Source organism: Bordetella sp., assembly GCF_051960075.1.
Classification (GTDB): domain Bacteria; phylum Pseudomonadota; class Gammaproteobacteria; order Burkholderiales; family Burkholderiaceae_B; genus Bordetella.
The window spans coordinates 12,908-25,536 of record NZ_JBQCER010000082.1 but is presented as its reverse complement, the minus strand read 5'-3'; the positions used below and the strand labels follow the sequence as shown (position 1 = coordinate 25,536).

Genomic DNA, 12,629 nt, shown 5'->3' with positions numbered 1-12,629 from the left:
GTGCGCAGACCCACATACCCAAATATCAATGTAATTCTTCCGAACTATTCGACGAATGCGCACATTCACGAACTGTTCAGTCTTCATCTCCTGACTCTCAGGTGATCCGATCCAATAAAGATTCCCTATAACGACACGCTCCATAATGGCGCGTATCGCGTTGTCTGTCGGCTTTATGAGAGCCCCCACATCTGCTGCACAAACCGTTATGGGTACCATTAGGATGGCCGCGATAGACGCACACGCTTTCGAGCGCATATGGCTTTACAAACCCGCTTTTCGTGAAGTCATGGAAGTGCCGATTTCGTGAGTCGACGAGAAGGCTGCCAACTCTACGCTTGATGGCGCGCATGAGTTATCTCTTCACCTATGTTCTTTGCTTTTTGAGCGATTTCGAGCATCTGTCGAAATCCCTCAGCGTCACCGCCTTGATCTGCAATCACACCGCCAGGTCTGATGTCTTGAACTACAGCATCAATCATCTGATGAAATTCAATGATCTTGACGGCCAGATCTGTGTCAAGTATCCCTAGCCGTTCGATATTGGCCTGATAAATCCTTGCATAGTGCTCTTGTACTTTCACGACATACTTGAACCTCGTTCCTGGCGGTGCTGCGTTTAAACGCGCTACTACCTGCTCCATCTCTTCGATGTATCGCCGATAGCTAACAATTTTCAAAAGCGCATTGACCTCAGCAATCAACGCGTTCGAGATATTTGTTCTTTCGCTCTTTTTCTTGCATAGCTCCAGCAACCAATTTGGGAAGAAAGTCGCAATGCTGCCAACAGCCGCACCTGCGATACCAATACTTGCTGTAATCCATTGGCTTGATGGGCTTTCAAACAGCGGCTTGACGCTTTTAAGTATTTGAATAGCATCTTGCAGTTGCTGCGTATCCATGTAACGATCCTCCGAAGCCTGAAAATCGTATCATCTGAAATGAGCTGCGCCTAAGCATATCGGCGCACTTTATCCCTAACAATACTAGCTTTCATAGCCCGCCCTCGAGCGGGCTTTCGCACATCCGACTTACGAAACGGAGTGCGAAATGTCAGGAAAAGCAGAACGAAGGGCCGAACGGGCGCGACTCAAGAAAAAGCGGCGCGCCTGGTGGGCCGGCATTGATAAGACCGCGGTACAACTCGGTCGCTTGATCGACACGCCCACGCCTTGTAGCTGCTGGATGTGCGGCAACGCCAGGCGCTATTTCGGCATACGCACAATCAATGAAAGACGCTGGCGTCAAGACGAAGAGGAATGAAGCAGTCGTGACATTGCGCAAGCGAAGATCATGAGCAAAAAATTAGTCGACTCGTATCTATGCAGGGCGTAGGCCTATAGATCTTCGGTATGAACGGCCGGCTCTTCACCGCGTGCTAACTTTTTCCGAACTATCTCGTGGATGGGTTTCCAATTTTCCACATACGTGCGCAGCAAATTGGCTGGTTTACGATCGCATCCGAAATGATCTGTGAGCGCTTCAGTGCTGATGTAGCACAACAAGTCTCGATCGGGCGCAACCGTAAATCGGAACTGCACTATGTCGCGGTCCGGGTTATAGAAAGCATTCGGATCGTGTGCCATGATGATCTCTCCTATGACGGCCAGCTAATCGTACCTTTGATGCCCAGATGTGAGCATGACAGACCTTCCCCCCTTTCTCACTGACGCTGAAATTGCCGATATCTGCGCGCCACTTCAGCAGCCAGCCGCACAACTTAGATATCTTCATAGGCTCGGCCTGAACGTAAAGCGCAAGCCCAACGGCCGCCCGCTGGTGGGGCGGGCCGATTTTGAATATGTAATGGGAGGTCGCAAGCAGCCGATCGCCGACCCGACCCCTCCGCCAGTGCAGCCAGATGTCGAGGCATTGAGAGCCTACTTTGCACAGAAGAAGAGGCACGGCAAGCAGGCGACCTAATGGCCGCCTGCCCGTTGTGCCGGTCTTTTTAGATTTAAGGTATTGCTCCGAAATCGGTTGTCATGTCGTAATTGACCCTAGTAGGCATATATCCCTCTGGCGTCTTGGTTTCAGCGCGCGTGCCGTGAGGAGCATGGACGGTCAAATCTATTTTTAGGACTTCCTTGATTGCATCCCGGAAGGATGCGACAAGGTCAGCCTGGCTCACGCCCCCGCCTGCATTCTGAGGGGTAGAGCCTTCGGCGCCACCCAAGCCGGCATAGACGGCCGCGGCATTACGCTGACGCCGCCCCATGTGCATCTCGTTGGCCCCGGGGCGTTCGAAGCCCAGTGTTTGGATCTCCGCAACCTCTTCCGGGTTGTTTGACATACGGATCCTTCTATCCGTATCGCTATACGCGTTCTCCATCTCCCACAGATAGAAGTCGGTCTGCTCGGCGAGCGTGCCCTGAGCAACCGAATGCCCGTACTTCTTCTCGTATTGACGCGCGCGCGGGCCAAGCCATTGCGCAATTCCAGCAGCGCCGGACTTTCCATTCACTACGCCGGGGTCAAGGGTGGAGTTTTCCTGCAACAGGCTGCCGATCTGGCCGGCTGCTTGTGCATCTGTGTAGCCCGCTGCTTTCAAGCGCCCGAACAGATATTTTTCTCGATCGAGCGTGTCGCCCTTCTGGGGCGCCGGCAGCGCCGGGTATTTGGCCTGCAACTCGTCAGCTATCTCGCCATTGGATTTGCCGAACCCATAAGCATGATGCGCCAGCGCACCAATGTAGTCGGCCGCGGGCAAGTCCACCGATGCCCTACCCCAGTCACCGCGCCGAATGTCATCGATACCCTTCTGGGTGTTTGTGTCGGGCAGGCCCAGGGCCTTTGCGACCTTCAAGCCACCATAAGCAGCTACGCCCGCCACCCCAAGGCGACCCAGGATGCCCATCGCTCCGCTCGCCTCCAGCCCGAGAGCTGCGCCCCCAAGTTTCTTCAAAGCGGATGCCCAGCCCAAGATGGCGGAGCCAACTTTGATAGCTACGATTCCTTCAAGAACATTGGAGAATCCCCCCAGCTTATCGACAACTTTGTTCACGTCATCGTACATGCCACGCCAATCGACTTTTCCTAGCTGATCGGTAATTTTTTTCACCGCATCGCCCAACTCATTAGCGATGTCTACGCGGTTAGCATCGAGCCAGGTTGAGAAGCCATGAACTAAGGGGTCGATGATTGGCTCCAGCTTCGAGCCGATGCTATTGCTCAGGCCGGAAACCGAGTTTTCAAGGCCTCCGATGTCCCGGTGAAATTGCTGGGCACGCGCGATCTCTTCGGGTGTCGGGACAAGGCCCTTTTTGATCGCGGCAACCTTGTCCGCCTCCCAGGTGCCCTGCTGGATCATGGGCAAAAGCGCTCCCATCCCGAGGGCACCCGCTGCGGCGCGCTGAGCCTGGACATTCTTCTGGCGTTCAAGCGCCCGCATGATCAGCTGCTGCGTCTTCAGGTAATCGATGGTCCCGTCGCGATTCCTCTGAATCTGGACACCCATCTTTTGCAGATACATCATGGCTTCCGGGTTTGCCCCAAAAGCCGCGCCGCGAATCGCCATCTGGGAGCCGCTCATGCTCGAATCAAATTCCTGCGCAGAGACGCCGGCCTGTCGCGCTGCCACATGCCAGGCCGCCAGGTCTTGGGCATTCATGCCGAGCAGCTTGGACGACTTGTTCAGGTTGAAGCCGAAATTTCCGAATTTGACAGACAAAGCAGTGAGGCCAGCCAAGGATGCGGCGCCGCTTATGGCTGCCAGGCCGGGGACGATCTGGGTGATTCTGTCAACCACGCCGCGCGTGGCATTCTCGACGCCGTGGAAGCCCTTATTCAGCTTGTTGAGGCCACCCTGTCCGGCTGTGCCCAGGCGAGAAAGGCGTTTCTGCACCTTCTCGACAGGTTCGGTCACCTTTCCGAGCGCAGCCTGCAGCCTCTTGATCGCCGCAACAGCCGCGGTATCGTCGGCGCGGATGCGGATAATGAAATCGTCAGCCATGGTTAGTGCTCCTCACTCAGATTTATCTGCCATTCGCCAAAGGGATACGCCAGCATCGGGAGCAGAGAGGCGTTCACCTCGATAAGCTCGTCATCGGCGTGGCTGTCATCGCAGAGAGCCTGGCGGCAGTGCTCTAAAACCTCGTAAGGCTCCAGCTCGAATCCGAATCCGGCCTCAATAGCCTCGTAGCAAGGGCCGCCATTACGCTCCATGGCGATGCGGTTGCGGAGTTGGTAGCCGCCCCAATGTCCATCGTCGCGTGTCTCAGACAGAACTGCTTCCAGTCCTGCGCATTTGGCCGCAAGCGAAACACGGTGACCGAGCGCCGCCCCCGACCATTCAAACTTCTGCCTCCAATCCAACGCGGCCAACTCTGCGCGGATTTCGGTAGCCGTCATCGCGGCCTGGATGTTTCCCGGTTGTTTCCCCGTTGTTTCCCTGAGGCTTCCCAAGGCCTTCCCACGAGTTGCGCGCGGATCTTCCGAATTGCGCAAGCGGCGGAGGCGCTCATTCGACGCCTCCACGTCCACCAGCCCGCCTTCCATCACGAGCTTCCCGCGGCCCTTCCACTTGCTGACGGCGACTGCCGACACGTCATGCATTCGCCCAAATTCTGCTTGTGTCACCAACATAAATTAACCCTCCGTTAACTTAACCAAATGCATTAACCAAGTTTCAAACCCTATAGCTGGGCGAAAACCGCGAGTCTTCGCTCCCGCCCGTAAGCAATCCCCGGGGGAGGACCCGCGCCCCTTGGTCGATTCGCCATGCATGACCCTGGAGCGCCTGGCGACCCGCTTCTGTCCGCAATATGTCCGCATTGCGTGCGGACATATTGCGGGTTATGGCTCTCACAGACTTCTTCTCCCTGTGCCGCTTATTGCTGCTCTTGGACTGGTGCCCGTCGGATTGGCCGTAGAGCTTTCTCGGCATCAGTTCATTGATCACGCTATTGCCTCCCTTGTCATGCCCTTTATCGCCTTCACTTCGCTGCGCATGCAGATGGCTATATCTAGATGGTCACCGTCTCCCGGTGTAGGAGAGGTACGAAAAATGCCTCTGATTGCACCGCCAGACGGTGCAATGTTCGACGCCTCTACACCGCCAGACGGTGCAATCGTCTGCTCTTTTGCACCGCCAGACGGTGTAAGGCTCGCGTTTTTGTGGCGGATGCTCTGGGCGTCCAGATATGCACCGCGCCGGAATGCCTGGGCCGCGCCAGCGTCATAATCGTGATGGTCGGCCAGCGTGTACCAGGTCACCGCGTACCAGCTCGCCCGGTGAGGCCGCTGGCCCTTGACGGTCTGGTGAATCAGGCCGGCGCCTTGCAACTCGCGAAGGGCGCGGGTGATGACATCGTTGCTGCGCCAACCACGCGGACCCAGCATCTTGGCGCTTGCCAGCAGTCGTCCGTTATTTCCTCGGCCGAGTTGGCGCGCCAGTTCGATCATGAGTGCCTTAGCGGGGTGACTCAAACCAAGATAGGCAGAACTGTCCAGCACTGCGGTAGGCAACGCCACAAAGGCCGTGCCGTCCCGCTGCGAGTCGCCCTTGCGCTTGCCGCGCCCGTTCGCCATTACTGCGCCCCCTTTGTCTTGTTCTTGGGTGCAGCACCATAGGGAGACTTTGGAAGCCGTCCCCGGCGTGGCGCCGTGATGACGCTTGTAAGAAACGCCTGAAAGACATTGTCAGTGCGGGCGGCCTCTAGATCGGGGCGAAGCCTAATCCCTGCCACAGGCATCGCTATAAGCTCTTCGCAATCATCAAGCTCGCCAACATAGCAATAGCCTTCCACTTCCTTATCGTTTTCGTTTTTGTATTTACGTAAGGCGTAAGGAAAGAGGATGACGCCAGTACAAGCCTCACCTGTATCCGGGAGGGTGTACTCAACAAGATCACCAACCTGAAATTGGTAGGACGGATCGATAGGCTCGGGGACATGCGCAGATGTGCGCGGGGGATGGTTAGCCATTGCAGCCTCCGTGTGTGGGATAAACCCGCTCCCCATCGCCAAATGAGGAGGGCAGGCAGAAAGCAGGGTTGGCGAACCGGCCACAACGGAAACCGGCATACCCGAAGGTATCCCCGCAATCGCCCGCCCATAGGAGACGTGCAAGTGCATGCAGACGTAAAAAAACGCCAAGGAGGCGTCAGTCCGCCGATGTGATCTCAGGTCGCCAAACCTGGCAGCCGTTGGTGCGGCAGCGCAGCCAGTATAGGGCATGGAGGCGTACAGATCACGCATTGGCGCCCCCGCTGCTGTTATCGGCGCCGGAATGCAGCGTGTACAGCGCTATGCCGTCATGGCGGAATCCTTCGTCATCCCAGATGGAAACCCTGGCTGTGCTGATGTTGTGGCCCATGCGGCGCAGCTCCAGGACGCGGGTATTTGCCTGATAGCAGCCGAGCTTGCGCAGTTCGTAGGAGGTATGGGGGCGCAGCGCCAGGGCGTCCAGGATGCGCTGGCGTTGGGCATTGCCGACGGTGGATTTATTGAGCATGAGTCGCCGCCCCCAGGTGAGGCACGCTCAGGCGATCGATCGCGACCTTGGCCAGCGCGTAGCCCTCGCGGTGATCGGCGGTGCCGTGCATGGCCTCAGCGGCGAAGTGCTGCGCCACAGTGAGCATTGCCAGCCTGGGCATGACCGCCTGGCCGCGCTGTCCCGGCTCGATGCCGGCTGCCTTGTTGACCAGCTTGTTCACGTTCATGTGGACGAAGCGCTCATGGGTCGATCCGGCCGCCAGCGCGTGGATTTCGTCATGCAGGGCGTGGTAGGTCGGCAGGTATTCGGCGCTGCGCATGTCGTGAGCCTGGCGAGCTTCGCGGAATGCTTTGACCAGGCGCACTTTCAACTCGCGCACGCGCCTGGTATTGCGGCTGTAGGTCAGTAACAGGTAGGTTTGGTCCTCGTTCAGCAAGACGTAGCGCTCGGGCTGACCGCGCCCCCGGATTTCTCCGATTTGAAATCGGAGTATTCCCAATTCACGGAAGTCGGCGGCGTAGGCGTTGAGGGTCTTGGCTACGCTCTCGTGTTGCAGGCCCAGGTGCTGAGCCAGCAAGCGGGAGTCAATGCGCGGCTCGTCTTTTGCCTGCACCAGTGCAATAGTGCCGACAAGGGCGGTATGATCGAGGCTGGTCGTCGGGGTCGCGCTCTTGCCGGAGTCGCGGCCCTTTTCATTGGTCGTCATCATGGCTTAATCCCCCACGCTATGCGTGGCCCGCCAGCCTGCGGGATCAGCCAGAAAAGCGGTCACATCCGAGCTGCGCCAGGCCGTAATGCGGCCAAAACGGACAGGCTCCGGGAACTTGCCTTGCCGCGCCCACGTCCAGATAGTTGAGATTGCCGCCCCCGTCGCCATCGCGACAGCCGGAACGCGCATGAAGGATGCCGCGCTCACATCGGGCGGCAATGGGGCATGTCGAGGTTTAGGGGCAACGAACGGCGCCCCGGGGTTGATTTGAGTTTGCACTTTCTGCGCTCCTGATGAACCGCGTTAGACACAACGCAAATCATCAGCGCAGATAACCCCTAGTTTGGGGACAAAAAATCGAAAGCCTTATTTGGCGCGGCTTTCCAGACAGTTTTCTAAGAGAACCATCAGTCCTTTAGGATCGCCCCCGTCCCATCCCCTGACAGCCCATACCAGCCAATCTGGGCATGTCCCGTCAGCGCCTGCGGCGCGTAGGAGTTTCAGAAACCGGCTTGAAGGCAAGCCGGCACACTTGTCTAGAACATCGGAAGGAATGCCGCTCAACCGCCGTTCAATTTCCCCCGCAGTGCGGGATGTTCTATAGAGTCCCTCCACGAGGCCAGGTACGCCATCCTCCGATCCCTCCAGAGCTTCCCTATATCTGGCGGCGTACCGTTTGATTGTCGCCTCCGTATAGCCGCGATTCTTGGCAACCTGCCGTACTGCCTTCATGAACGCGCCACGCCCCGCCCCCTCCTGCCTGAATGCAAATTCAACCTCCAGTACTTCAAGGGCGATAGCGGGCGCCCCCCCCACTGTGAAGTCTCCAATCCGATCCTTGGGGGGGCGCCCCCGCTGATTCGTCATACGCGTCATCCCGCGCGCCGTCCGGGTGATAGAAACCAGCACCAGGCCGGCGGACGTTCCGGCTTTTCTCCCCGTCGGGATAGGTGCTGGCGTAAAGGAATTATGCCGAACGCATCAGCGAGATCACGTTGGCGCCGGGTTTCAATTTATCCAAGCTTTTTTGAACGTTATGGAAGCACATCAATTATGGGATTAATGATTTTTTGGGCCTCATTAGCTGAACAGCACTCCCTTGCCCATTCTGCACACATTGCTCGCCAAAGTGCCTCTGCACCGTAGCGCATGAAGTTTGCCGCGAATCTCACCCATTCATGATGGTCCAGTGTCATTGCATTTACGCAGGCGTCATGCACCAACGAAGTGTCCCGGTTCACAACTGACCAAAGATTGGCCCAGTTTTTCGCGCGCAACCCCTTGAAAACAACCTGTTCAGGGGCATCCCCTCCTGGCAACGCCTGGCAACCTGGACCAGGATCAGTATCACCGTCAACAAAAACACATGTTGGTCGTGTGAATCGTTTATTCACAACCATTGTGCCTAGAGCCAACCCCACATTTGATGCACCGTAGGACACAACAGCACAACGGGGCATAACGCTCTCCCCATAGCGAGCAAGAATCTCTTCAGCAAAGATTTTCGCGGCTTCGTCTTCCACGTAGACATCGCATTCCGGATACGCGGCATCATCCATCTTTGTCATCGCAAATTCGGGGCTAATACCACCGACGATTTGCTTGACTGCTTTCATACCGTTGTTAGTACGCAGAATGCAAAGGCGTGCCTCCAACGGCAGCTCGTCGAGTACATAGGGAGAATGTGTGGTTAAGACGATTTGACATTCTTGCAACCGACATTGCTCAGCCAAATCGCGAATTAATCGACGCTGTGCTCTCGGATGAAGAGATGATTCGATTTCGTCTATAAGAACCAAGCCATATTTCGGCAATTCGATGCTAAGAAGCTCGGAAACTGTGATCTGCCCTGAGCCTTGGTGATAGCCGGAATACTGGAAATTCTTCTCCGTGATAACAGGAACTTCGCGAACATCATCGACACTAGAAAGAGCCATACGCGCCGACGCGTACTCTTGCCCCATTACGAACGAAAGCCGCTTGACTTTGTCAGCGTCGAATAGCTTCGCAGATCGTTCGGTATGTGCCGATTTTGCGATACGTGCATATCCTACGCGCGCGCCCACTGGTTGGATGCGATTTAGATCGTCGTACTTCACTACGCGCTTTGGCCGGTCAGTCTGCCCAAGCCAGCGGGTAGTCGGCTTCCGCAATGAACCCTCAAAATTCTCCTGACCCTGCGAATATCCGTACTTGATTGTGACGGATCGCAACTCATCCCATGCCGTATCTGGGAAAAACTCAGTGGGATAAAACGTGCGTGACTCGCCTACATAGGCACACGCAGCCGCTTGTAGAACCGTGCTCTTGCCTGAGCCGTTCTCGCCTATGACAGCAACAATGGGGAAATCGAACGTAATCCGCTGCTTTTCCCAGCCGCGCATGTTGTCGATCTCTAGCCAGTTCAGTCGTTTAGGCCAGCCTTGCTTACTACCCCATTTTTTTTGTAGCCGTCTTACTTCCTCGTGGATCGCCATGACACTCACCCAAGTTCTGTTGAAAAGCGAGGCCAGCCTAGCTCTAGCAAGCTCTCACCGCATCAATTTACACCAAATAATTTTCATATTTGAAAATTATTTGGTGTTTTAGGTGTCAGAAACCTATAGGGAGCGCGTCAATGGGACGACGTTGCCGCCGACCTTGAGCGCGTCAAGGTAGTCCGCCCATATCTGCATCATGGCCTGGCGCTCCTTGATGAACTTGGTCCGGTTGTAGGCTCGGCCCAGGTTATCCGGCACGGCGTGCGCCAGCTGGTGCTCGATCACTTCGGGCTTCTGCCCAAGCTCTTCATGCAGTATGGTGCGCGCCATAGCCCGGAAGCCGTGGCCGGTGATGTCGGCTTGTGTGTCGTACCCCAGGCGGCGCAGCGCCACGTTAACCGCGGCCTCGCTCATGGGCTTGCCGTTCTTGTTTCGGCCGGGGAATACATACTGCCCGCCCCCGGTCAGGGCTTGCAGATCGCGCAGGATCGCCACGGCCTGGCGCGACAGCGGCACCAGGTGCTCGGTATTTGTCTTGGACGCCGTGTAGCGCCACTCCCCTCGGTCCAGGTCGATTTGCACCCATTCGGCCTGGCGCAGCTCCCCCGGCCGGACAAACAGCAGAGGGGCCAGCTTCAATGCACAAGCCACTGGATAGGTGCCATTGAAACTGTCGAACGCCCGCAGCAGCTCCCCCACCTTGGCCGGCTCGGTGATGCTGGCGAAGTTCTTGGTAACGTGGGCAGGAATCGCGCCGATCAGATCGCGGGCCGGGTCGGACTTGCAGTGCCCCTGCCGGATGCCATAGCGAAACGCCATGCCGATCTCTGCCCGCACCTTGTGGGCGCAGTACCGCGCGCCCCGGGCGTCGATGCGCTTGAGCACGGCCAGGATCTCGGGGGCGTCGATTTCGGTAATGGGTCGCTTGCCCAGCCAAGGGAAGACGTCATTCTGCATGCGGCCCAGAGTGTGGGTATGCGTACTGACGGAGACGGAAGGCTGGCGCTCGGCCAACCAAGCTCGAGTGACGGCCTCGAATGAATTTGCCGCCGCCAGCTTGGCCGCCCGCTTGTCGGCCTTCTTCTTCTCAGCGGGGTCCACGCCCTCCGCCAGAAGCTTACGGGCGTCCTTGTGCCGCTCTCGAGCCTGGGCCAGGGTGGTTTCCGGGTACAGGCCATAGGTCGCCCGCTTTTCCTTCCCGGCTACCCGGTACTTCCCATTCCATGACCGGCTACCAGCCGGCGTGAACAGCAGATACAGGCCGGCGCCGTCGGGCAGCTTCTGCGGTTTGCCCGTTTCCTTGGCCAGGGTTTGCAGGCCCTTGGTCTTGGCCTTGATGACCGCGTCCGTCAGCTTCATTGGGGGCGTTTTCCATGGGTGGGGGCGCTATTTCGCCCGACGCCCCCAATAATGCCCCCAAACAGGGGGCGTTTTCAATGCACTACCTTGCACTGTCTTGCACAAACAAAAAGCCCCAGAGCATTGATTTCTCTAGGGCTTTTGCACTTACTTGTACTGTCTTGCACTACTTTCTGGTGCCGTCGGCGAGACTCGAACTCGCACAGCTTTCGCCACTACCCCCTCAAGATAGCGTGTCTACCAATTCCACCACGACGGCTTGGGTCTTGCTCTATGCCCTGCTTTTCAGATTTCCGCAGCGATAAAGAAGAGGGGTCTGCGGAAAGTCCAAAATTCTAGCACGAAAACGACTTACTTAGCCGGCGCGGCAGGCACGTTGGGAACGGAAGCATCGGACTTGGCTGCGGGCACGGCAGGCGCGGCGGCGCCGCTGGCCGCGGGCGTGCCGGGCGCGCCGGGCACTTCCGAACCTTGGCTCGCGGGCACGTTGCCGCTCTTGGCGGGAGCGGTTTCAAAGCCCTTCATGACGCCGGAACTCATCGAACCGGTCGAGCTCGAGTGGCCGGCGTGCGAAAGATAGGCCAGGCCGATGGTCGTGGCGAAGAACACCACGGCGCACCACTTGGTGGTGCGCGACAGGAAATTGGCTGCGCCCGAAGCGCCGAACAGGCTGCCAGCGGAACCGCTGCCGAAGGACGAACCCATGTCGGCGCCCTTGCCTTGCTGCAGCAGGACCAGAACGATGATTGCCAGCGCCGACAGAAATTGAACGGCCAGCAGGAGGGTGGTAAAGGACATGATGACTCCAGATCGGAAACTTTCAGGCTGCGGCAATGCGCAGGAATTCTTCGGCGACGAGCGCGGCACCGCCCACCAGCGCACCGTCGATATCGGCCATGGCAAAAAGGCTGGCGGCGTTGGCGGCCTTGACGCTGCCGCCATAGAGCACTTGCACCTGGGGCACGCCCAGGGCGGTCAGCTCGGCGCGGATGGCGGCATGGACTTCCTGCGCCTGCTCGGGCGTGGCGCTGCGGCCGGTGCCGATGGCCCAGACGGGTTCGTAGGCAAGAACCATGCGGGCAACGGCGTCCGCCCCCAGGGCCAGCACGGGAGAGAGCTGGCGCCGGATAACGGCCAGCATCTGCCCGGCTTCGCGTTCGTTCAGGGTTTCGCCCACGCACACCACCGGCGTGAGGCCCGCCTGCAGCGCGGCGCAAGCCTTGTCGGCCACGATCTGGTCGGTTTCCCCATGATAGGCGCGGCGTTCGGAATGTCCGGCCAAAACCCAGCGGCAGGCGAAGTCTTTGATCATGGCGGCCGAGACTTCGCCCGTATAGGCGCCCTTCTCGTGCACGCTAACGTCTTGAGCGCCCCAGGAAATGGCGCTGCCTTGCAAGGCCTGCGCGGCCTGGGCCAGATACGGAAAAGGCACGCAGACGCCGACGTGGCTGGACGAGCTTGCATCCGCCGCGCGCAGCGCAGCCAGAAGCAGCCCGTTCTCCGCAAGGCTGCCGTGCATCTTCCAGTTGCCCAGGACGAGCCTGGCGCGAGCTTGTTGGGTCATAGCAAAGAGGGATCGCCGCCCGGAATCTCCCGAGCTAAACCCATGATTGTATCCTGTCGCCGCAAAGCGTGCCTGGCCCTGT

General features: G+C 58.1%; 14 protein-coding genes and 1 tRNA gene. 1 reads left to right on the top strand and 14 read right to left on the bottom strand.

What is annotated here, in order from left to right; all coding sequences use genetic code 11:
- Nucleotides 1–332 precede the first annotated feature (332 nt).
- Together ACTHJ1_RS13745 and ACTHJ1_RS13740 are read right to left on the bottom strand one after the other, a co-directional pair.
- Nucleotides 333–902, bottom strand: coding sequence for a hypothetical protein (locus ACTHJ1_RS13745; protein ID WP_440193270.1), 570 nt, complete (start codon nucleotides 900–902; stop codon nucleotides 333–335).
- 435 nt (nucleotides 903–1,337) lie between these two features.
- Entirely contained in the window at nucleotides 1,338–1,586 is a 249-nt protein-coding gene (locus tag ACTHJ1_RS13740) for a DUF1488 family protein (RefSeq protein ID WP_440193268.1), read from the bottom strand.
- A 55-nt stretch (nucleotides 1,587–1,641) separates the two neighbouring features.
- Between ACTHJ1_RS13740 and ACTHJ1_RS13735 the strand changes: the two genes are divergently transcribed.
- The gene (locus ACTHJ1_RS13735; RefSeq protein WP_440193266.1) at nucleotides 1,642–1,923 is read left to right on the top strand and encodes a hypothetical protein; all 282 of its coding nucleotides are present in this window, start codon (nucleotides 1,642–1,644) and stop codon (nucleotides 1,921–1,923) included.
- A gap of 34 nt (nucleotides 1,924–1,957) precedes the next feature.
- On the opposite strand, the gene ACTHJ1_RS13730 is transcribed toward ACTHJ1_RS13735, so the two are convergent.
- From ACTHJ1_RS13730 to tpiA, 12 genes are all read right to left on the bottom strand, one after another.
- Nucleotides 1,958–3,952 (bottom strand): phage tail tip lysozyme, encoded by a 1,995-nt coding sequence (locus ACTHJ1_RS13730; protein WP_440193264.1) that lies wholly within the window; start codon nucleotides 3,950–3,952, stop codon nucleotides 1,958–1,960.
- 2 nt (nucleotides 3,953–3,954) lie between these two features.
- Nucleotides 3,955–4,584: a hypothetical protein gene (locus ACTHJ1_RS13725; RefSeq protein ID WP_440193262.1), complete on the bottom strand. Its 630-nt coding sequence runs from the start codon at nucleotides 4,582–4,584 to the stop codon at nucleotides 3,955–3,957.
- Between the two features lie 312 nt (nucleotides 4,585–4,896).
- The gene (locus ACTHJ1_RS13720; protein ID WP_440193260.1) at nucleotides 4,897–5,529 is read right to left on the bottom strand and encodes a hypothetical protein; all 633 of its coding nucleotides are present in this window, start codon (nucleotides 5,527–5,529) and stop codon (nucleotides 4,897–4,899) included.
- Entirely contained in the window at nucleotides 5,529–5,924 is a 396-nt protein-coding gene (locus ACTHJ1_RS13715; protein ID WP_440193258.1) for a hypothetical protein, read from the bottom strand. The genes ACTHJ1_RS13720 and ACTHJ1_RS13715 overlap by 1 nt, the downstream gene beginning before the upstream one ends.
- Before the next feature lie 265 nt (nucleotides 5,925–6,189).
- Entirely contained in the window at nucleotides 6,190–6,453 is a 264-nt protein-coding gene (locus ACTHJ1_RS13710) for a helix-turn-helix domain-containing protein (protein ID WP_440193256.1), read from the bottom strand.
- Nucleotides 6,443–7,144: a Rha family transcriptional regulator gene (locus ACTHJ1_RS13705; protein ID WP_440193254.1), complete on the bottom strand. Its 702-nt coding sequence runs from the start codon at nucleotides 7,142–7,144 to the stop codon at nucleotides 6,443–6,445. Before ACTHJ1_RS13705 ends, ACTHJ1_RS13710 begins: the two co-directional genes overlap by 11 nt.
- Nucleotides 7,145–7,147: 3 nt before the next feature.
- Complete coding sequence (locus ACTHJ1_RS13700; RefSeq protein ID WP_440193350.1) at nucleotides 7,148–7,333, bottom strand: helix-turn-helix transcriptional regulator; 186 nt, start codon at nucleotides 7,331–7,333, stop codon at nucleotides 7,148–7,150.
- An 845-nt stretch (nucleotides 7,334–8,178) separates the two neighbouring features.
- Entirely contained in the window at nucleotides 8,179–9,621 is a 1,443-nt protein-coding gene (locus ACTHJ1_RS13695; protein WP_440193252.1) for an ATP-dependent nuclease, read from the bottom strand.
- 123 nt (nucleotides 9,622–9,744) lie between these two features.
- Complete coding sequence (locus tag ACTHJ1_RS13690; RefSeq protein ID WP_440193250.1) at nucleotides 9,745–10,983, bottom strand: tyrosine-type recombinase/integrase; 1,239 nt, start codon at nucleotides 10,981–10,983, stop codon at nucleotides 9,745–9,747.
- Nucleotides 10,984–11,157: 174 nt separating this feature from the next.
- Nucleotides 11,158–11,242: transfer RNA gene (locus tag ACTHJ1_RS13685), tRNA-Leu, on the bottom strand.
- 92 nt (nucleotides 11,243–11,334) lie between these two features.
- Nucleotides 11,335–11,784, bottom strand: coding sequence for a preprotein translocase subunit SecG (gene secG, locus ACTHJ1_RS13680; protein ID WP_440193348.1), 450 nt, complete (start codon nucleotides 11,782–11,784; stop codon nucleotides 11,335–11,337).
- 19 nt (nucleotides 11,785–11,803) lie between these two features.
- The gene (gene tpiA, locus ACTHJ1_RS13675) at nucleotides 11,804–12,547 is read right to left on the bottom strand and encodes a triose-phosphate isomerase (protein ID WP_440193248.1); all 744 of its coding nucleotides are present in this window, start codon (nucleotides 12,545–12,547) and stop codon (nucleotides 11,804–11,806) included.
- Between the last annotated feature and the right edge of the window lie 82 nt (nucleotides 12,548–12,629).

Coding starts and splice junctions, on each gene's coding strand:
- ACTHJ1_RS13745 (WP_440193270.1), bottom strand. CDS start 902: ATGGATACGCAGCAACTGCAAGATGCTATTCAAATACTTAAAAGCGTC.
- ACTHJ1_RS13740 (WP_440193268.1), bottom strand. CDS start 1,586: ATGGCACACGATCCGAATGCTTTCTATAACCCGGACCGCGACATAGTG.
- ACTHJ1_RS13735 (WP_440193266.1), top strand. CDS start 1,642: ATGACAGACCTTCCCCCCTTTCTCACTGACGCTGAAATTGCCGATATC.
- ACTHJ1_RS13730 (WP_440193264.1), bottom strand. CDS start 3,952: ATGGCTGACGATTTCATTATCCGCATCCGCGCCGACGATACCGCGGCT.
- ACTHJ1_RS13725 (WP_440193262.1), bottom strand. CDS start 4,584: ATGTTGGTGACACAAGCAGAATTTGGGCGAATGCATGACGTGTCGGCA.
- ACTHJ1_RS13720 (WP_440193260.1), bottom strand. CDS start 5,529: ATGGCGAACGGGCGCGGCAAGCGCAAGGGCGACTCGCAGCGGGACGGC.
- ACTHJ1_RS13715 (WP_440193258.1), bottom strand. CDS start 5,924: ATGGCTAACCATCCCCCGCGCACATCTGCGCATGTCCCCGAGCCTATC.
- ACTHJ1_RS13710 (WP_440193256.1), bottom strand. CDS start 6,453: ATGCTCAATAAATCCACCGTCGGCAATGCCCAACGCCAGCGCATCCTG.
- ACTHJ1_RS13705 (WP_440193254.1), bottom strand. CDS start 7,144: ATGATGACGACCAATGAAAAGGGCCGCGACTCCGGCAAGAGCGCGACC.
- ACTHJ1_RS13700 (WP_440193350.1), bottom strand. CDS start 7,333: ATGCGCGTTCCGGCTGTCGCGATGGCGACGGGGGCGGCAATCTCAACT.
- ACTHJ1_RS13695 (WP_440193252.1), bottom strand. CDS start 9,621: ATGGCGATCCACGAGGAAGTAAGACGGCTACAAAAAAAATGGGGTAGT.
- ACTHJ1_RS13690 (WP_440193250.1), bottom strand. CDS start 10,983: ATGAAGCTGACGGACGCGGTCATCAAGGCCAAGACCAAGGGCCTGCAA.
- tpiA (WP_440193248.1), bottom strand. CDS start 12,547: ATGACCCAACAAGCTCGCGCCAGGCTCGTCCTGGGCAACTGGAAGATG.